This window comes from Catenulispora pinistramenti, assembly GCF_018274385.1.
GTDB lineage: Bacteria > Actinomycetota > Actinomycetes > Streptomycetales > Catenulisporaceae > Catenulispora > Catenulispora pinistramenti.
The window spans coordinates 91270-112673 of record NZ_JAAFYZ010000005.1 but is presented as its reverse complement, the minus strand read 5'-3'; the positions used below and the strand labels follow the sequence as shown (position 1 = coordinate 112673).

Genomic DNA, 21404 nt, shown 5'->3' with positions numbered 1-21404 from the left:
TCGACGACCCGGAGGTGCTGGTCCTCACCAGCGACCATCTCAACCGGCTGCTGGCCGCCGTGACCCGGCTCCAGGCCGCCGGCCGGCCGGTGTCGCTGCCGACCCTGGCCGGCGAGTCCGCCTTCGCCGAGCTGCCCGCGCTACTGGAACTGATCGGCAGGTCGGAAGACGTCGCCACGCTGCTGGGGCACCCGCCGGTGCCCGGCACCGCCGAGACCAGGCGCGCCCAGGACACCGTGTTCCTGGCGTTCACGGCCGACCTGCCGGCCGCCGCTCATGAGGACCTGCGCACGGTCCTGGCCATCGCGCGCAGCGGCCGACCCGGCGCGGCCGAGGTGCGGCCGACCGCCCTGAACGACCTGTTGCCCCTGGTCCGAAGCACCCTGAACCGGGGCGCGGCCAGCGTCCGGGAGGCTCACCTGCACCGGCTGGTGGAGGCCGCGGCCCGGCTGCGGCAGCGGGGGATGACGCAGGACACCCGGCACCTGACCCCGGGCATCCTGGCCCGCGAGATCGCAGTGTACTTCCACCCCGCGACCAGCGACCTGGCGGTCCGGCCCGGCGAACTGCGCGAGCGGGTCCGGTCCGACCTCGGTCCCCGCGCGACCGAGCACGATCTGCTCCAGGCGGTCGCCCTCGCCCACGACGCCGGCTGGTGGCACGACCGGGGTACCTTCGACGCCCTGCCCGCGGCCGACATCAGGAAGCTGCGAGCCCTCGACGCGTGGGCCCGCCTGGACGCCGTCGGCGGCGTGGACCCCGGCCTCTTGCGCCTCTCGGGCGCCGAGATGCTGGCGCTGGCCCAGGCCGCGGTCGACCCGGGGATCAGCGCGGTGACTCCGGAGCACATACGGCTCCTGGCCGACGCCCTGGACGCGACCCGCGCGCGCATCCCCGTGCCCACCCGCGGCGACGTGCGAGAGCACATCGAGGCCGATCGGTGGCTGCGCGGGCTCGACGCCGGTCCGGCCCAGCGGGCCGGCCTGCGGACCCTCACCGCGGCCATGCAGGCCGAGCGGGACCCGCGCCGGGTTCGGCGGGCGGTGATCCTGTACAACGAGCTCCGCGGCGGGGCGGCGGACTCGATGCCGGACCTCGGGAGCCGGACTGTCCGGCTGCGCGTGTCCCACCTCGACCAGGTGCTCGAACACGTTTCCCGCACCCACCGGGAGCTGCGGAACGGCCCGGTGACCATGCAGGACCTCCGGGGGCACTTGAGCCACGTCCTCGGGGAGAGCTGGCCCGACGACGTCACCGCCGACCACCTCAGCCATCTCCTGCAGGCGCTGGCGGCCTACAACGGACCCGTCGACGCCGAGACCGTCTACCGCACCGCCGTACTCAGCCTCAACGGATCCCGGCTGGAGGTGCCCCCTTCCGCACCGGCGCGCGCCGCCGTGGCGTCGGCCGTCGGGCTGCCGGAACACAGCGGGACGGAATCCGCGTTCTGGCTCATCGACATCGCGCGGGTCCACGCCGCGATCCACGGGACGCCGGGTCTGGCCCGGTATGCCGCCGATCCGGCCGTCCTGGCCTCGCTGCGGGACGTCGCGACAGTTCTGGAACACCATCAGCGGACCGGCGCGGGCGCGCCGCGCCGGCTGGGGATGGTCACCCCGGCCGACCTGTGGCCGCTGGCCGACCGGCTGACCGGCCGGCCGGGCACCGGGATCGACGCGGTCACGGTCCGGCCTCTGGCCGCGGCGATCCGGTCCGGCGGCGACGTCGCCGCCGTCCGGAACCACTATGCCGACGCCGTCCTCGCCGCCGCCGTCGTCGAGCACTACGACCCCTACCACGTCGAGGAGTTCCCGCCCGGTGTCCTGCCGTGGCCGGACCTCAGAGACCGGATATCGGCCGACGCCGGCCGCGAGCCGGCCGGCGACCACGCGGCCGCCGTCGAGCTGGGGGTCCTGGCCCACGAGATGGACCGGCTGGTCGGGCCGGACGCGTTCGCCGGGACGCAGTGGCGGTCGCTCCGTTCGCTGGTCGCGCTGTTCGACCAGACCTTCCCCGGCGGCCGGCCGCGGGACGGCGGACCGCTGCACGCCGAGGATCTGCGGCCCCTGATCCGCCGGGTATTCGGCCCGGGGGCGGGTGCCGGCCGGCTCGGCGAGCTGGTCGACCGGGTCCACGGGCTCGGCGACCGGCCGCTCACCCTGCGCACGCTCACCGATCGCAGCGTTGTGACCCCGTTCGTGCAGACCGCCCCGAACGAGCGTCTTGCGCAGCTGGACCAGACGAACGCGCTGGGGCTGGTCGCGGAGTCCCTGCCCGCCCTGGAGGGGATCGGGATCTTCTCGCTGCCCGAAACGCAGTGGGTCACGGCGGCGGACAAGGGCAAATCCCCCGCGAGGCGGGATGAGGCTCCCGGGTTCGTCTCCTCCGACGTCCGCCGGCTCGACGCGCAGGCGCAGTTCCTCCTCGACCGGGTCGACCACGCCCGGGAAGAACTCATCCAGGCCAACGCGGCCGTGCATGCCGGAGACGAGCGCGAGCGCCGCGACGCGGGGCAGAGTTCGTCGGCTCCCCGCCTCGTCTCGCTGGCCGAGGAGCGACTGGCCCGCGCGATGAACCGTTTCGACCACGCGCAGCGGGAACTCCAGCGAGTCCGGAACCATGCGGAGCCGGAGATGCGGGTCAGACCCCGGTCGGCTGGGTTCCGCCTCCCAGGGGGAGCTCAACCACTGCCCGCAGCGGGATCCTCGCGCCTCGCCGACGCACCGGCGACGCGGGATGTCGCCGACCGGGATGTCACCAACGCCGAAGCCCTCCTGCACGACGTGCTCAGCCGGCCCGACGTCCGCCTGGTCCAAGCCGCGACGGGCCTGGACCTCGGCTCGCGCGGGGCGGTCGGCGACCTCAGCCGCTGGCTCGCGGACCGCCACCGGCTCGCCCCGGTCCGGCTGCCCGCGCTCGACGACTCCCGGCGGTCCGCGTTCGACCTGCCCCAGCCGCTGGAAGCGCATCAGAGACAGGTCGTGGACGAGCGGCCGAACGCCGCCCTGAGCGCGACCGAGTGGGGACTGTCCCCCGGACAGCATTTGCGGCTGCTGCTCGACCAGCCCGTCGAGACAGAAGTCTTCGACGCTCTGCGAGCGGTCCTGGACACCGTCATCGAAGACCTCATCGATGTCCCGGAAGCCGGCGACCGGGGGAAGGCCAGGGCAACCGGTCCCCGTTCCGCCGGCGAGCCCTCGATGCCACGCCGGGTCCTCGCCCCGGCCGAGCGCGGAGGCGACGACCGGTCCGCGCAATCCCCGGAACCCGGGCCGGGGCAGACCGGATCGGCCCTGCCGACGCACCCGCGCCGCTACCTGCCGCCCGGCTTCGGCGAGCGCGACGCCCGGGGTGTGCCGCAGTTCCCGATGGGCAACCGGGGCCTGTTCGTCAGCATCGACGGGATCGGCCTGTCCGACCACGGCGCGATCGCCGCTCTGCTGGCCGACACGGCCCACACGGCCGTGGACGGGCTGCCGCCGGCGTTCCGGGCCGGCCTGCGGGCGGCCGTGGCCGACCACCTCGACCGGCACGGCAGCCACGACTTCATGCAGCGCATGTTCGAAGAGGGCTTCGACATCGGGGTCGACACCGGGACCGGCCGGCGCACCGTCTACCTCAGGCTCGACCCCGGGAGCCTGGACCTGGTCCGCCAGGCGGGCGCGGACGCGGCCCGGGACGAACCGGTCGGCCGGAAGATGCACCACATGGTCGAGTCCCAGCACGAGTCGACCTCGGGGGGCAGCCGCTTCGTCTCCTCCAACCGCTCGCTGGGCCTGTCCGGCAACGCCACAACCGCCTTCGGCGCGCTGCCACCCGGTGCGAACCTGGTCTTCACGGCCCAGGCCGGCCTTTCGATCAGCGGCGGGAGCGCGCGGACGGACAGCTTCGGCGAGGCCGCGGTCTCGGCCACCAAGCGGCTGTTCGAGATCAGCGGGCACCTGGCCTATTTCGACCTGCGGGGTGCGGTGCTCACCGCGTCGGTCCGCGGCCGCGACGGCGGGACGACGCGGGCTTCGGTGAACGTGCGCGTCTCGTTCCCCCTGGAGATGTCGCCGTCGGTGCCGGCCGGGTCGCCGGACGGCGGCGCGATCCCGCCCACCCCGCTGCGTCTGGGCCGGCCGCGCGTCGGCGTCGACCCGGCCGCGCTGGCCGCCGAGCGGGGCGGACCGGGCCCGGTACACGCCGCGGCCGACCGGGTGGCGGACTCCCTGCATCATTTCTTCCACCAGGCCGAGTCCGTCTCCGGGCTGCGGACTGTGCGCGATCGGCTGCTGCACGCCGTGCTGGGCCGCGATCCCGACCCCGCACTGGCCGACGGCGTCGGCTTCTACCTCAGTGAGGCCTCCGTCCTGCGGATGTTCAGCGACATCACCGGATCCGGATCGACGTCGCCGAGGTTCCACAGCTCCGACGGCAGCCAGGCGATGCACCTGACGGTGTACGCCCGGCTGCGCGACGCGCTGCCGGTCACCGAGGGCGATGTCGGGGTGAAGGAGGAGAGCCAGCGCTTCGTCAACGTCTCGCAGGGGTCCTCCGAGGGCGGCTCGCTGTCGCTGACCCTGCCGTCGGTGTCGATCGGCCACACCTTCGACCCGCTGTCGGCGGCGATGGGCGGCAACAGCGGTCTGTCGCTGTCCCTCAGCGCCACCGGCACGGTCTCCACTTCCCGGGGCACCAACGCCAACGCCGGTTCCGGGCACATCAGCGGCCTGGTCTACAACGGCACGAGCGTGCTGTACCGGACCACTTTCGGCATGGAAGTGCAGGTGGACACCAGCGACAGCCACTCCACCGCGCGGCTGCCCGCCCAGCGCACCGTCGGCTCCGACATCACCGTCTTCCTGCGCGTGCCGTACCACCAGCACGAGCGATTCGAGGCGATGCTCGCCGACCAGGCGCTGGCCACCCCGACGCTCGTCATCGACGAGGAGGACGCCGACCGGCGGCCGGTCGACCCGGGCCTGGCCGGCGACGCCCTCGCCGAGGAACTCACCGAGCGCGCCGTGCCGCGCCACCCGCCGCTGTCCATGGCCGCCGGCCGCGGCACCGGCTTCAGCGCGATCAGCCATCTGGCCGGCGCCCAGCACGTGCTGCCGGCGATCCTGCGCCTGGTCCAGCAGGCCGACGCGCCGAAGGCCTGGGCGCTGCCGTGGACCCCGATGGACATCGCCCACCTGCGCACCGTGCTGGCCTCGCGCTACACCAAGGAAGGCCTGATCAACTGGGGCAGCGCGCTGTTCCAGGAGGGCGGCGTCCGGCTGGAGACCGTCCGCCCGGCCCGCGAGGGGTACGAGGTCATCACCGTCCGGGTCGTCGCCCGCTACCACCGTGTCCTGCCCGGGGTCCCGCCGGTCCCGCTGCGCCAGGGCCGCAACAGCTCCGCCAAGCTGGAGATCATGCCGTCGGCCTTCGCCGGCAACGGCGGATCCGACACCATCGGAAGCGGCGTTTCCTTGTCCGGGCAGCTCTCGGCCGGCGGCGGCATCTCCACCGCGGACCCCACCCGCACGGTCGGCGGCGCCCTGGGCTACGGCTACAACCGGAACGCCTCGGACACGCTCAACGTCGGCGCGTCCGGCTTCATGCTGGAGGCGATCCTGTACAACGGCCCGGTCCGCAGCTTCGACTACGGAGTCGCCTTCGACGTCGAGGTCACCACCGGCCACCAGGGGGGTCTGAACGTCCCGGACCGGCTCTCCCTGATCTCGCCGGTGGTCCGGAACCTGGTCGGCCGGCCGGCGCCGCCGGCCCGGGATCCGGCGCCGGATCCGGCCGACGCGACGCTGCGGCACACCATCGAGTTCGGCCAGGTCCGGTTTGTCATCGCCGAGCGGCTGGCGCCGGCGGAGGCGATCGAGTACGAGCGGCTCCAAGAGGCGGGCGTCCCACGGCGCGTCGACACCCAGCCGGCCGCGCCGATGGTCACGACGCGCTCCTCGCGCGGGCGCAATCGGCTGTCGGGGCCGCTCCGTTTCCTGTCATCGCCGACCCTGTCGCCCCCTTCGACCCCGTCGGCCTCGCGGCCCTCCTCGCCCGTGCCGGGGACGAGGCCGGCGGTGTCCTCGCCGCTGTCCCGGCCCGAGTCACCGGCCGGGGACCCCTCGCCGTCGCAGTCCGCCGTGACGTCGCGGTCCCACTCCCCGGTCCAACGGACGACGGGTACGGGCCGGCGCGGTTCGCTGCCCCCGGCATCCAGGACGGTGGCCCCGCCCCGGGTCCAGGACCACCTCGTCGGCGGGCACGCCGCGCTCACCGTGGACGACCAGGTCACCGACGTGCTCGGCGGCGAGGGACTGGCCGCGCAGATCAGGGACCTGCTCGAAGAGCTCAACGTCCCGGCGGCGACCTACCGCGACACGATCTCGATGCTCACCAGCGGCGAGACGCTGGGCTCCTCGCAGGTGCGCGGACCGTCGCAGATCCAGCAGACCCTGGTCGTCGCCGGATCGCTCTACAACCGCCGCGTCGACATCACGCTCACCGGCTTCCCGCACAACGTCCGCGTCGGCGCCGATCCCGTCCCGATGTTCCAGATGCACGTGGCCGAGGGCAACGGCTCGGTCAGCGCCACGGCCAGCCGGTCCAGGTCGCACTCGCTCCGGGCCTCGCTCAGCCTCGGCGTCCTGGACGCCGTGCGCCCGTCGGGGACCCAGACCTCCGGACCCTCCTGGTCCTACGCCCGGAACTTCGGCGAGCGGTCGTCCAGCCGGGGCCGGAGCCTGACCCCGACCGCCGGGCGGCTGACCCAGGGCAGCCGGGTGTACCACGAGCACACCGCCGACATGCTCTGGCGGATCTCGGTCGTGACCTCGCGGACGAACATGCTCGGCATCAGCGCCCCGCACCAGGCGCACGCTCTGGTCGACATCCCCGGCGGCATCAGCTTCCTGCGACTGGCCATCCCGGTCACCGACCCGCGGCGCGACGGCGGACTGCTGTACTTCGCTCCGGCGCCGCCCGGCGTCGTACCGGCCCTGCGCACCGCCGCCCCGCACGACGGCGACGGGATGCCGGCCGGCCGTGCCGGGGGCGGCGTCCGGCCGCACGAGGTCCCCACGGTGCCCGCCACGCCCGGCAGCGACGCCCACGTGCCGTGGGTCCCGCTGCTCCTCGGGCCCGGCGTGTCCGAGCGGGTGATGCCGGCCCCGCAGTCCGCCGACGCCGCCGGGGGCCTGCCGGCCCTGGACGTCACCGGCGAGGGCAATCCGCTGCTGGACGCGGTGCGCCATCTGGTGGAACAGCACGCCCCGGCGATGCTCGACAGCTACTGGACCGTGCAGGAAGGGCGCACCGACCCGGCGGACCCCACCGCAGCCGCGCCCGCGCCGGATCCGGTACGCCGCCTCGACGCCAAACTCAGCAACCTGCTCAACCCCGGCTCGCTGGAAGCCCTGGTCGACCTGATGCTGGGCCCCGGCCTGATCCTGTCGTCCACCCGGTCCGTCGCCTTCGGGAACGAACGGCTGGAGATCCTGCTGCGGGCCACCCGCGACCCGGACAACCGCGGCTACCTCTTCCTCGAACACGTCCCCAGCGCGAACGTCTCCCGGTACCTGTTCCGGCTCAACGCCTCGACCGAGGCGTCCTCGCGCGGGAAGTCGCACTCGTCCGGGACCGCCGCCGGCCCGCTGGTGCGGGACGGCGTGGCCGACCAGGGCCGGCTGACCGGCGGATCGGTCGGCATCGGGATCACGGGGTCGTCCGCCACCGGGCAGGGGTACTCGGTCATGACGACCGACGCGAGCCGCGACACCTACTTCACCGCCGGCGAGGCCGACCGGTACGCCGGCGAGCTCCGGATCAACGTGTCCGTGACCACGACCATCCTGCCCTCCAGGACCGTCGACACCGTCGGTCTGGGCGCGCCGCGCCTGATCGCCGGACTGGTGCAGGGCGTCGGGAACGCCGGCCGCGCGCGGCCCAACATCGACGTGTCGATGCTGGAGCGGGTGCTGGTCCCCAGCGACCTGCTTCGGGACGACGCGATCCCGCCGGTGCCGCCGGCACCCGGTCCGGAATGGGCGGCCGTCCGGGAGGTCCGGGCCGGCGCGTCCGCCGCCGCGCTCGGCGAGCGGCCGTTCGGCGTGACCGGTGCCGACCTGCTGCGGCACGACGTGTTCGCCTTCGGATTCGACCACGCCAAGACCCGGGTCCTGGCCGACGAGGTGATCTCGCGCTTCGCCGGGACCGTCCAGCCGCTGGACCACGTGCACATGTTCTCCGTGGCCGGGCTGGTCGAGGCCGGGACCCGCAGCCGCAGCGCGATGTACTACCTGCTCTCACAGCCGATGCTCACCCGGCAGCTGGAATTCATGCTGGACGGGTCCGGCCTGGAACTTCCGGAGCTGGTGCGCGAGAGCGGCCCGTTCACCGACACCTACGGCACCATGAGGATCCGGATCGAGCTGGCGAACCCGCGGGTCCGCGGCTTCAGCCACGGCTGGCTGGAGTCGGTGGACTACGGCTTCCGCGAGTTCAACCGCGGCGAGTCGACCTCCTCGGGCCTGTCGTTCAACGTCAACGGCGGCACCTCGCAGACCGCGGGGAGCCCGGCCGCGAACCAGCCCGCGAACTCACACCGGCACGTCGGCGTGAGCGACTCGCTCAGCGCCTCGTTCGGCCGGTCCCAGGGCGTCAGCGACTTCGGGGTGCTCAAGACGATGCCCCGGTCGGTCGCCCACAACCGGAACGTGCCCTGGCTGCGGGTGGGCGCCGACGCGATCGTGCACATCACCGTCGAGGCGCGCAACCGGCGGGACCTGCTCAGACTGCCCGGCAGCAGCCAGTTCGCCGTGTCCTACCACATGCGGAACGCGGTGGAGCTGGGGATGGCGCCCGAGGCGGCCCTCAGCAACGGCCTGATCCACCCGCGCGGGCTGACCACCGCCTCCGGGGTCTTCGCCTCCACGCTCGGCACCCACATCCCCGGCGTCCGCGACCACACCGTGGCGGATCTGCGCGAGGCCTACAACCGTCCCGAGTCCGCCGGGGTCTTCGTGGTGGACACGCGGGTCACGGACGACGGGCGGTTCCTCATCGGCGACCGGGTCCTGTCGCCCGCCGAGTTCGTGGAGCAGGTGCTGGGCAGCCGCGACCTGCGGGGCCGGACCCTGGTCCTGGCCGCGGACCGCGGGGACGCGGCGCGCGCCGGCGGCCCGACGGCGGCGGAGGCGCTGGCCATGCTCACCCAGCACCAGGTGCTGGCGACCAGCGGCCTGCTGCACCCCGCGCCCGGCAGCGCCCCCGCGCCCTGGAGTCTGCTGGTCCCGGACTCCGACGGCCTGCGGGTCTTCCGGACCGAGCACGAGAACCTACTCGAGGATCCGCTCACCCGGCTCAGCCGGCCCTCGTACGCGGCCGACGCCGCGTCCCTGTTCGAGCCGGGATCCTCCCTCGGGGACGCCGCCGAGGGGTCCGAGGCGCCCCGGCCGGCCGACGACATGCAGATCGCCATGGACCTCGTGGACGAATGGAACCACTACGGCCCCGGCACTGCGTCGGAGGTGTACAACGCGGCGGTCGACCGGGTCCTGTACGAGCTCGAAGACAACGGCCTGCAAGCGGCGACGCTGCTGGCTCAGCAGATGGGAACCGAACGCGGCGTCGGGCGGTACACCGGCTCGCTGGGCGGAACCGACCGAAGCACACCGGCGCGGCCGGGGCCCACCACCGCCGACCGCCTCGCGGCCGTGCTGGCCGGCCGGCACGACGCGGACGCCATCCAGGCCGCGACGCGGATCGACCTCACCTCGCCCACCGCGGCCGCGCAGCTCGGCGATTGGCTGGAGAACCACGTCTCCTGGGACGGCCGTGAACTCCCGGCGGTCCAGAACCTCCTGACCGGCCGGGACGACCTGCCCCGCCTGACGCACGAGCAGGAGATCACCGCGCGCCGGGCGCCGGGGGCCCGGCTGCCGCTGATCGAGTGGCAGCCCTCCCCCGACCAGCACCTGCCGCTGCTCCTCGGGCAGCCCGCCGACGACGGGAACGTCGACTACCTGGTGACAGTCGTCGAGGAGGTGCTCGGCCTCGACGATCCGGACGCCAAGGGGAAGCAGCCCGCCGGCTCGGCACCGCCGCGCCGCCGGATCCCCGATCCGGTGATCGTGCGCGAACAGCGGCCGGACCCCGCGCAGGAGAGCGAGCATCCGCCCGCAGACGCACTCGATGAGGAGCCGCCGCCGTACCCGTCGAAGGTGCCTTGGTACGCGCGCGCCACCGACGGCGTCCACGCGCTCGGCGACCTGGACGTGGTGGCGGCCACCCGGCCGGCGGACCCGGCGGCGATAGCGGCGGCGGCGCTCCGGGCCTTCGATCGCGGCCGTGTGACCCTCGCCGACGGTCACACGACGCTGCCCACCCACAGCGCCGGGAACCTGCTCTCGCCCGGGCTTCGCACGTCCCTGACCCGCGAGATCCGGACCGCGCTGGAGTCGGTCGAGGCAGACCGGTGGGGTGCCCTGCTGCGCTCCGGCCTGTCCGTCGCGGACCGGGAGGCGGTCGCGCGGATCCGGTTCCGGCTGTCCGGCGAGGCCGAAGCCCCGGTCAGCGCGCCTGCCGACCCGGTGCTGTCCACCTACCGCTCGAAGTACGGCGACACCTCCTTCCAAGAGGGCAGCGGCATCACCGTCGCCGGCGGCCGGAGTCTGGCCGCGGACATATTCCACAGCCTGACCGGCGCGGTCTCGGTGATCATCCCCTCGGTCCGGATCGCCGCCGGTACCTCCTACGACGACAGCCACGGGCTGGCCGACGAACTCCAGTCGGGCAACCGGGCCACGAACTCCTCCCGCGCCGACGTCCTGCACACGGTGCGGATCGAAATCAGCGTGCGGACTTCCGACGGCCGCACGAGCTCGGCTTCCCACATCGCCGCCGGCAAGGTCCTCACGGTCAGCCACCCGCAGGCCTACGCCCCCGACCCGGTACACGATCTCGTGCCCGACCCGCTGCACGATCCGCTGCCCGATCCGATACCCGACCCGGCCGCGCCCGGGCGGCTGCCGGTCACGAACCCGGCGGCGGTCGAAGGCTTCGACTACGCCCTCGGGGCCGTGGACACGACGCCGCTGGAGGAGGCCTTCCTGGAAGCCCTCTTGGCGTCCAAGGCGGTCTCCGCCCAGAACGCGCCCGGCGTGCTGCGCGCGGCCACCACCGAAGTGCTGGACGAGAAGTCGCTGCGCGACCGCAGCCAATACCTGTTCACGCGGGCGCTGCCGTCGAACTTCCTCAAGACCCGCGGCTTCGCCGGATTCGTCCGGCTCGGCGCGGTGCTGGTGGCGATCCAGGACCACGGCACGTCGACCGAGGGCGGCATCCGCAACGACATCGCCGAGACGGTGACCGTGAGGAACTCCACCGGCCACGGCCAGAGCACCCGGTTCAAGGCCGGGGTCGAGGTGGTCACGGCCGGCGGGGTCGCGATCGGCGCGAACCCGGCCGCCGTGGGGTTCTGGTCCTCGCACAGCACCGGCTCCCGGATCCAGGGCCAGGCCAAGACCGCCGTCATCCACAACGGCCCGCAGCGGCGGTTCAAGGTGGTCCTGCGGGTCGGGGGCGACATCCAGGCCGCCCGCCGGCTCGCTCCCGACCTGGGCCGGCGGGCTCTGGTCAGCGATCCGGCACCGGCCTTCTCCGCCGACCTGCACGCCGAGCTCCAGGTTCCCGAGCACCAGGCGGCCGATTTCGTACGGGCGCTCACCGCGCTGCCCGCGGGCAGCGGTACCGGAATCGGCCTGGATCTGGAGCGCGAGCCCGCACCGGCGCCGGGACGGCTCGGGACGGCGACCGCCGATCCGTTCGGTGTCAGGTCCCTGCTCCCCCGGCGGCGCCCGGCCGCCCGGCCAGGGTTCGGCCCGCGACGGGCCTTCCCGCCGGGCGGGTTCGCCGACGGTCTGGACGCCTTCCTCCGCTGGCTCGCCGACCGGCCCGGTCCACTCGCCCTCCACGTCGGCCACGACCACAGGTTCAGTGTCCCGGACCAAGTCGCCCTGGCCGCCCTCCAGGCCCGCCGGGACGTCCGGGTCTTCCAGGCCGCGGACCCGGGGCGGGGCGGCGGACCGAGCCGGCTGTTCTTCGAGGCCGCCGACCCGGGCGTCACCGGGCCGCCCGCGCGGCAGGAGTCCATCGAACTCCGGGGCGCCCCGGTGACGGTCCGGACCGAACCCGCGCAGCCCGGCGACCCGCACGCCGCGGACCTGACCGCCGGCTACCACCTCGACCGCGACGGCGTCGGTTCCGGCTGGAGCGGTCAGGGCGGCAGCGTGTCGGCCAACCCCGCACGCGCCGGACGCCGCGCGGTCCGCGAGCCCGTGCGGCCGGTGCTGCGCACCGTGGCCGACCTCGACCGGCTCGCCGCCGACGACGGGGCCGCCCCCCGGCCGATCGCGGTCGTCGCCGACAACGCGGCGGCCACGCCCACCAGGGCCACCGTGCAGGCGCTCGACGCCCTCAGCCGGCACGACGGGCTCCGCGTCACCGCGACGGGCACCGGCCCGGCCCGGCTTCTGGGCCGGACCGACCTGCCCGCGGAGGGCTTCGTCATCAACCCGGCGGGTCTGATCGTGCACGGGTGGCAGCCCGGCGCGGTCCGGCCCTGGGGAACGGACGCGCTCCCGTCCCGGGAAGCCGCGGCCGACCTGCTGCGCGTCGCGGCCCGCGGCGGCCTGCAACTCGTGGTCGATCCGGACTCGCCGACCGCGGCACAGCTGCGGGCGGCGGTCGACCGAATCAGCGTCCTGACGGCGGGACAGCGGCTGGCCGCCCAGGACGGCCTGGCCCGCGCGATGGAGCAGGACGGCGCGGGCCTGGAAGCGCTGCCGGTCAGCGATCTCCTCGCGGCGCTGGTCACCGACCGGGACATCCGGATCGTCGCCGAGAACGGCGTCATCCAGCGCGATCTCAACGCCCGCGCGGTGTTCGCCCTGCGCGGTCCGGCCGGGGCCCGGACCGCGACCATGGTGCGGCCCGAGAGCGTCGACGCCTCGGCCCCGGTGCGTGAGGAGTACGCGCTGTGGCGGGACCTGAGCCTGACCAGATCAGTGGGCTGGCTCTCGACCGGCGCGGTGGTCGGCCGCCCGCGCCGCGCGCTGCGGCCGGGCGATCCGCTGACCGAGACCCCGGAACTGATCGCCGGGATCGGACTGGGCAGCGCCGCCACCAAGGAACTGCCCGGCGCCGAGCGCGTCCACGACACGATCGTGAACCTGGTCCACGATCTCGTCGACGCGAGCAGCCCGGTGTTCCGGCCGGGCCGCGGCGCCGACCCGGCGGCCGGTGCCGCAGGTGCCGCGCGTCCCCTGCCGCAGCCCACGCGGGCCACGACGGACACCCGGGTGGCGCGGGAGGCAGCGCGACGGGAACTGCTCCCGGCCTACGAGCGGTTCAAGCTCCTCAAGCGCCTCCAAGTGCAGTTCAGCGTGCCGAAGCTCCGGGGCGCGCGGGACCGCGGCTTCGACGCCGGCCTGCACGAGTCGTTCCGGCACGGCGGCCGCCGGTACGACGTCTCGGTCACGCAGGTCCTGCTCGATCGGGACGACGTCGTCCGGACCGAGCCCGACGTCGCCATCGACCACCAGGTGAAGGGGACCCGGTCGGGCACGCAGGACGTGATCCGCGGCTGGTCGCTCGGCGGCGAGGCCGGCGCGGCGGTGCGCGTCGAGCCCGCCCACACGAACCTCGCGATCGAGATCGGCGACCTCGGAGCCGGCTTCGGCCGGAGCCGGACCGACCATCTGTCCGTCTCCGACGCCGTGAAGGGCTATGCCCGGATGCGCGGGGGGAACGCCGAGGCGGCCCGGCCCGAATACCGCGTCCGCTACGAGATCCGGGTGACCGAGACCCGCAGGACCCTGACCGGGCCCGTCTCCCGCTCGGTCGGCCGGATCATCAGCGGCGACGGCGTCCGGCTGCCGGCGATCGTCCATCCCGCGTTCCGCCCCGCCGCGGCCGACGCGGCGAGCGCCGACTACCGCCAGGCGTTCTGGGATGTGGCAGCCACCGCCGGCCGGACGACGCTGCTCACCGAGGCCGAGTTCGAAGACCTGGCCGCGCATCCGGGGCGCCTGACGTTCGCGGTCAGCGGCGCGGACGGCCTGCACGCCACCTTCACCGGGCTGGCCGACACCGTCCGCATCGCGTCGAACCTGGTGACCACGCACGCCGCCGAGGAGTTCCCGGACGACGCGCACCTGTTCCAGGACCCGGAGTACGTCGCCGAGGTTCAAAAGATCATCACCGAGGGCGTGCTGCGCTCCGGTCTGGAGCGGCTGCTCAGCGAACGCGGCATCCCGATCCCGCTGCCCAAGCAGCACCGGCTGAACCCGCTGCGCGCGAACGTCGCCGCCGGCCTGACGATCCGCGGTTTCTTCCTGCCCGGCGACGCCAAGGCCGGGTACGACGCGCCGAAGGCGACCATCGAGAGCTACAGCGAGTCGGACGTGAAGATCACCGACGAGGGGTCCACGACCTGGACCGGCGGCCTGCACGCGGCGATCGGCCCGACGGTGCGGTTCCAGTCGGCCGCGCATCACGGTGAACCCGGCCACAGCGATGACGGCTCCGCCGGGGTGCCGGCCGACTCCCCCCGGTCCCGCACCCCGCGGGTCGGGATCGCGCTGGAGGCCGGCGTCAGCGCGAACCTGTGGAACCGCACCGAGGCACACACCGACGGCAGCATCGACGTGTCGCTGATGACCGAGACCGCGGGCCAGACCATGAGCCGCGCACACCTGGTCCTGGAGCTGGTGAGCACCCGGCAGCCGGTGGACACCGGCCTGATCACCTGGGCGGCCCGGGAGCTGACCGGTTCTGCCACCGAGTACACGCCGACCACGCAGAGCGCCCGGCTCCTGGTGGAGAACGCCGCGGAACTGTCGATGTCGCACACACTGCGCGACGACCTGGCGCGCGCCGGCACCCCGGGCCATCTGGAGCCCGGCCCGCCGGCGCTGCGGAGGTTCCATGTCGCTCGCCAGGACGCGGCGTTCGGCGCCGGCTACGTGACACAGTTCGACGACACCGCGGTGACGTTCCGGATCGACGCCGGCGGCACCCGGTCCATCCTGGCCAAGGGGCCGGGCATCGTCGGAGCGATCCGCGCCGGACTGCTCGCGGCGGATCTGATCGACGAGCGGTTCCTCAACGACGCGACCGACACCTGGCGCGCGCTGGCCGGCAAGTTCGAGGCCGCGGAGCTCAAGGCCCACCCGCACGACCTGTTGGACGTCGGCATCATCCACCGGGCCGAGCTGCCGAAGTGGGGCGGGCGCACGCGCCGGGTCGCCATCGTGGTGACGGCGGTGCCGGAGGGGTTCCAGCACCTGCGGACCCGGGACCGCGCGACCGTCACGCTCGGCGGGCAGTCGCTGCTCCAGAGCGCGGAGAGCACGACGCACTCGCTCAGCGCCGAGACCGCGCTGAAGGCGGCCGGGCTGTACGGCAGGGACGGCCGGACCTACAACGCCGGCGGCCTGCACATCGCCCGCGAGTACGAAGTCTCCGAAACGGTCGGCGAGGGCGCCGTCATCCGCGACATCCGCAGGGTGGCCGCGGCGGTCGGGACGCCCGCGGCCGGGGCCGATCCGGCCGACACCGCCCACCACACCGACGGCGAGGGCGAGGAGTTCGCCAACCGGTTGAGCGTCAGGATCGAGATCTTCGCCGACCAGGAGCTGCCGGAGCCGCTCCGGCGGTTCCCGGACATCGGCGTCTCCCCGGAGCCGAAGAAGCCGGTGGTGACCATCGACTCGACGGACGACCCGGCCACCGGGCAGCCGAGCAAGGTGGCGATGCGGACGGTCATTCCCCGGAACTTCACCGAGGCCGGGCCGCCGACGGTGCAGACAACGGTCGCGGTCACGACCGCGGCCGCAGCCGCCCGGCCCACACCGGGGATCGAACTCATCGGCCCGGACGCGGCCCGGCCCGGTGTCGTCGAGGACTACCTCGCCGAACGGCTCCAGCCGGTGGCCTTCCCCGGCCTGGCCCGGGTCGCCGACTGGGCGCCGGCGGCGACCCTGGCCCGGGACAGGGCCGCCGAGTACGTCCAGCACCTCAACGGGCCGCTGGCACCGCACCTCGCCGCCTACACCCCGACCACCGACCGCGGTCTGCTGCTGGCCACCTCGCTGACGAACCGGAACGTGCGCAACAACGTCCGGCTGCTCTTCCAGGCCCGGTTCCCGCTACCGTCCACCGGCCGCGAGCCGCTGCGCCTGGGCGTCCAGGTCTCGGTACTCCGGCCGAAGGGCACAGCCGCCAAGTACAGCGGACTGACGTTCACCGAGCGCGCCGACGAACCCTTCTACTCCTACGACAGCGCCAAGGCGTGGTCCTTCGGCGCGGGCCCCGGCGGCGGCACGACCAGCGGCTCGGGGATCCCCGAGGTGGCCGAGTCCTCGGTGCGGCGCTCGCAGTCCGCCGAGGGGTCCAGCGGCGACTACGTGGAGTACAACCGACAGTTCACCGCGCAGACCTACGCCTATGGCGGCGACTTCAACTATGTCGTCACCGGCCCCCGCGACTTCGCGGTGCGCATCGAAGCCGGCGAGCACTTCGAGGGCCTGCTCCCCGAAGGCTGGGCGGTCCAGGCCGCACAGGACTTCCCCACCCAGGTCGTCCACCCGCACGCGATCCCGCTCCCGGCGGATACGGCGGCGTGGAACCAGACTGCCGACCAGATCGCCGCCGCCCGGTCGACTCAGCCCCCGACCACGGCCGACCCGCTGCGGCTGGTCGCCGATGTCGCCGACCCCGGCGCCGCCGGACAGGCTCTCGCCGACTCCGCGCTGCGCACGGCGCGGGACCTCGCCCTGCGCCTTCAAGGACCGGTAGATATCGCCCTGGTGCGGTACCAGAACGAGCGGGCGGTGGCCCTGGAGCACTACCTGTTCGACCCGGCGAACCCGGTACACACGACGTCCGATGCGGCTTCGTTCGACGCGGCGCGGGCGGCGGCGGTGGCGCCGGTGGTAACAGATCAGGTCCAGGAACCGGCGCCCGAACCCGAGCCGACGCCCAAGACCGAGCCGGCGCCCGAGACCGTCACCGATCTGCTCGAACCGGCCGACCCGCAGGCACCGGACTTCCACGACCGGCAGGCAGCCGCCCTCGACGTGTGGTCCGACGCCTTCGCCCGCATCGAGCACGCCAGGGCGGCCGGGGACGGCAGCATGCTCGCCGAGGCCGAGACCGAGGTGCAGGCCGCGAGGCGACAGCTCGTCAGATTCGGCCTGCCCGACCCCCTGGAAGGTACCCCGGCGCGCGAACCCGACGAGCCGCAGCCGAGCAGGACCCCGACCCTGACCCCGATGCCGATACCGATGCCGGAGGCTGACACACCGCAGGACGAACTCCCCGCCGTACCGTGGCGTGCCGCGGCCGCCACGGACGCCCGGCAGGCACAGGCCGTTCGCCGGCAGTGGCTGGCCGACTCGACGTTCCCGCTCCGGCGCCGTTCCGACGCCGTCAAGGCGATCGACACGGCACTGGCCCGCTGGGCCGGCGCGCTGGAGCGTGATCCGGGCAATCTGGCTCAGGACGTGCAGGGCCGCCGGGCGGTGGAACAGGCGCTACATGCTTGGACATCCGGGAAGAGAACCGGCGACCGGCTGCCGCTGCGCGGACCGGCGGCGGCCCGGCTGCGCCAGGTCCTGGCCGGCCTGGCCGCGCGCGTCGAGAACGGACTCGGCTACACCGGGTCCGAAGCGCTTCTGGCCGACCTGCACCGCTCAGCGCGTCCGGTCGACCCGGGCTTCGAGCATCCGCTCGGGCCGGACCTGTTCGGCCTGCTCGATCCGGCCCCGGTCCCGGCATTCCTGCGCCGCCGCGGACAGGCCGACGGGCCGGTGTACGACTACTCCGGCATCAGCGTGGACGAGTCCGTCCACCTGCTCCGGCTGCTGGACATGGCCCGCGACGTCAGCGCCGCGCAGCTGGATCCGCGCGGCTGGCGAGTGGCCGAGGGCACGTACAGCCGTGGTACCGGGACGAACCAGGTGCCGATGCTGGTGCAGTCCAGCTGGTTCGGCGGGACCTTCCGGCCGACCGGGGCGTCGGCGGGCGCGTGGAACAACTTCCGCACGGCGGCGCGGGAATTCGGCGATCAGGCGACCTTCGTGATGGTCCTGGACCGCCCCCGCGAGGCCTTGCGCGCGGTACGCGGCCTGGACCAGGCGCCGGTCCACGAACCCGCCCGGTCGGACTGGTACCTCCTGCAGTGGGCCGCGGACAGCGGCGTACACCTCGTCGACTTCTTCGAGTTGTCGGCCACCCGGCCCGACTCGCCGCTGCGCCGGTTCGTCCAGACCGAGCTGGCCAAGCAGACCGGCGCCGGCTACGCCGCCGCGTCGGACAACGCCCGGGTATGGCTGGAACAGGCGGGCGGGCTGTACACCGACGGCGACAACCAGATCGACTCGCTCGACAGTCTGGTCGACATCGCGGCCGGCGGCACCGCGGCCACGTTCGCCATAGGCGCCTCCAGGACCGGGGAGATCACCAACGACATCTTCGCGGGTGTCCCCGACCATCACCTGGTCGATCTGTACGCAGACAGACTGCGGACGAACTACGACCTGAACCAGGCGGAGCTGTTCGCCCGCAACGCGCAGCGCACCGCCCACGACGCGAGCCTGCAACGCCGCTCCGTGATGTTCCGCAGCGGACCCGGCGTCACCTACGACTCCATCGAGGCCGCCGGGTTCACCCGCGAGAGCGCACCCCGCGTGCGCGGGATCCGCAGCGGCTCGGATCGCAGTTGGCAGGCGCCGCAAGAACGGCTGGCCCGCTCCTGGTCGAAGGCTGACACCCTGCTGTTCACCCAGCGAGTGGTGCACTCGATGGCCCGCAGCCTGTACAACCGCAACGGCGATCTGCACCTGACCGAGATCGCGAGGGCCGTGGCCATCCACCACGACCCGGAATCGGTCTGGCGGGCCGCCTTCGGGTTCCTGGCCGCCCACCCCGTGCTGCGCGCCCGCCTTCGGGCCGTGACCTACTCCGCGTCGGACGACGCGGCGCGCGGAACCGGCCTGCCCGGACTCGACCGGATCCTGCCTTCGGACGTCGCCGAGCTGCTGCACCCGGCCGCCGGGAACCCGGTGATCGGCGACGCCGACGGGGACTGGCTCGGGGAGCGTTCTCGGCGCGCTCGGTTGCAGGCGCCCGACAACGCCGCGCAACACAGGGATCTGACGACGCCCCGTTCCGACCGGGTCCTCACGCCGGCGGACCTGGAGCAGGCGAAGGCGGACGCGGCCGCCGCCGTGGCCCGCACGGAGATCGCGCAGGACGACGTTCCGGGTGCGTGCGTACTGTTCGTCAGGGAACTGCGACGGCAGGTGTTCGGCGGCCTCGGGCCCGAGGCCGCGGGCCAGGAGAGCAGCGCGCTCAGCACCCGACCGCTGGACCACGCGGCGCTCGGACTCAGGACCGTCGGGAACGAGCGGGTCACAGCAGCGGATTGGACGCCGGTCACCGCGTGGGAGGACGTGACAACGGCGGTCGGGAAGGTCCGGGGCCGGCTGGCCCTGGTCGTGACCCGAGGAGTCACCCGCGCCGGCACCGGCCACGCCACCGCGGTCTACAACCCCACCGATGGCCGTCCCCGCCTGCTCGACCTGACCGCCGGGTCCGACGCGCGGCTCCTGGACCACACCCGGTCCGCCGCACCGCTGGTCGAAGCCCGGGCCCTGGTCATCGAACCGACCGGAAAGGCCGACCCGGGGGCGCTCACGCGGGCCGTGGAGTCCTCATCGGTGGCGCTCGCAATGCTCGACCGGCACACCCACCCGCAGGTCTCGGCGATGGGCGGGGAGGCGGAGATGCGCGACTTCGAGGTGATCATCCCGGAGAGCACGACGTCGTTCGAGTACGACGTCACCCTTCTGGAGACGCCCGCCATCAAGGTCATGACGGATCACGCACACTTCGACGGCCGGCGCGCCCGGATCCTGGAGTTGATCACCAAGCCCAGCGTGGTCGTCCGCGGTGACGTGGGAAGACTCACCGAGGACCAGGTCCTGGCCGCCATCGAGGCCGTGGTGGCCAGACTTCACGAGGCGACCGCGGGCCACGGACCGGACTCCGCCGGCCAACCCATCGAGAGGATCTTCACGCCTGAGTGGCTCGCGGCAGCCGGCGGGAGGCCGACCAACGCCTTCGCGGGTGCGACCGTCAAATCGCACGTGGGTCCGGCCGGCGGCGCGGGCACTCGCATCTACACGCACTACACCGTCGGCGTTCCCTTGTCCGGCCTGTATCGGCTCATCCAGTTCGCGGAGACCAAGACAGACCCCAGACGCCCGATCACCGTGCAGGCCGGGCGGTATGCGCTGGCCGGCCGCGAGATCGGCACCGAGTTCGCGGCGATGTTCGCCAAGCAGCACCGCCCTGAGTTCAGCGGAGTCGACGTCCCCGGTTTCGCCTTGGACCTGTTCGGCTCGGACAAGACCGTCAACGAGGTACGCGGCTTCCTGGCCTTGGCATACACCCAGGCCGCCGCGATCGCCGCACCCATCGACAACACCGGCGTGCACACCAAGAACTACTCGCTGACCGCGTCCCGGACCTCGCTCAGCGGCCTGCGGGAAGGGCTCTCGAAGTCGGCCAAGAAGTTCCTCGCGGACAACGCGGAGCAGATCAAGCGACGCTTCGACGACCACCTCAGGGCCGCACAAGTCGACGACCGCGAGCGGCCCCTGCGCTTCCGGGTCGGCACGAACGACCGCGCGAGCCTCGCGGACTACATCGACAACGCCCTGAAACCCGTCGCGGAGATCCTGAGCCAGTCAGAAGTGCTCAACGTCCGCACAGACTTCGCCCAGATGGACACCAACCCGGGGCCGAAGAGCGGCATCATGCGCAAGGCCAAGGCGCGCCTGGATCCGGCCGCCGCGGTCGTGGAGATGCGCGCCGTGCGCCCGCTGATGCGGACCCCGGCGGACTTCCGGGCCGGCTACCGCGAACTGGGAGACCTGGCGCGAGCCGTCTACGCGGAGGCCGAAGCCCAAGCAGCCGCCAAGGACTCCGGCGCCGCCGCGAGAGAGCGGCGGCTGGCCGCCCGACTGCTCGCCGCCGCGGAATCGCAGGACCCGATAGGCCTGTTCACCGCCATCGCCCAGCTGGACGGCATCAGCAAGGCGGAGCCCGGGACCATCGCGACGCTCGGCGTCGCCGCGCCGATCCTGCGCGGGCTCCAGGCCGTCAGCGGCGGCGGCGGGCAGACGGCGCCCGCGCGGGTGCGAGAGCTGCGCGACCAGGCGATCGCCGCCCTTCGCCGGCTGCGGCAGCACCTCGCCGAGCTCGGGACCCGGCTGCCCGGCCAGTCCGCATTCCAGGTGCCGAGGCTGTCGGCCGAAGTGGACAAGCTCATCCACCGTCTTGAGGGCGCGGCGCCGTGA

At 73.6% G+C, this 21404-nt stretch carries 1 protein-coding gene (running past one end of the window); it reads left to right on the top strand.

The annotated features are described in order from the left end of the window. Window positions 1-21404, top strand: partial view of a preprotein translocase subunit SecA gene (locus KGQ19_RS02505; protein ID WP_307856325.1) — the 3' portion only. It extends 9523 nt beyond the left edge of the window; 21404 of the gene's 30927 nt are visible here — the last part of the coding sequence; the start codon falls outside the window, past its left edge; it ends in the stop codon at window positions 21402-21404.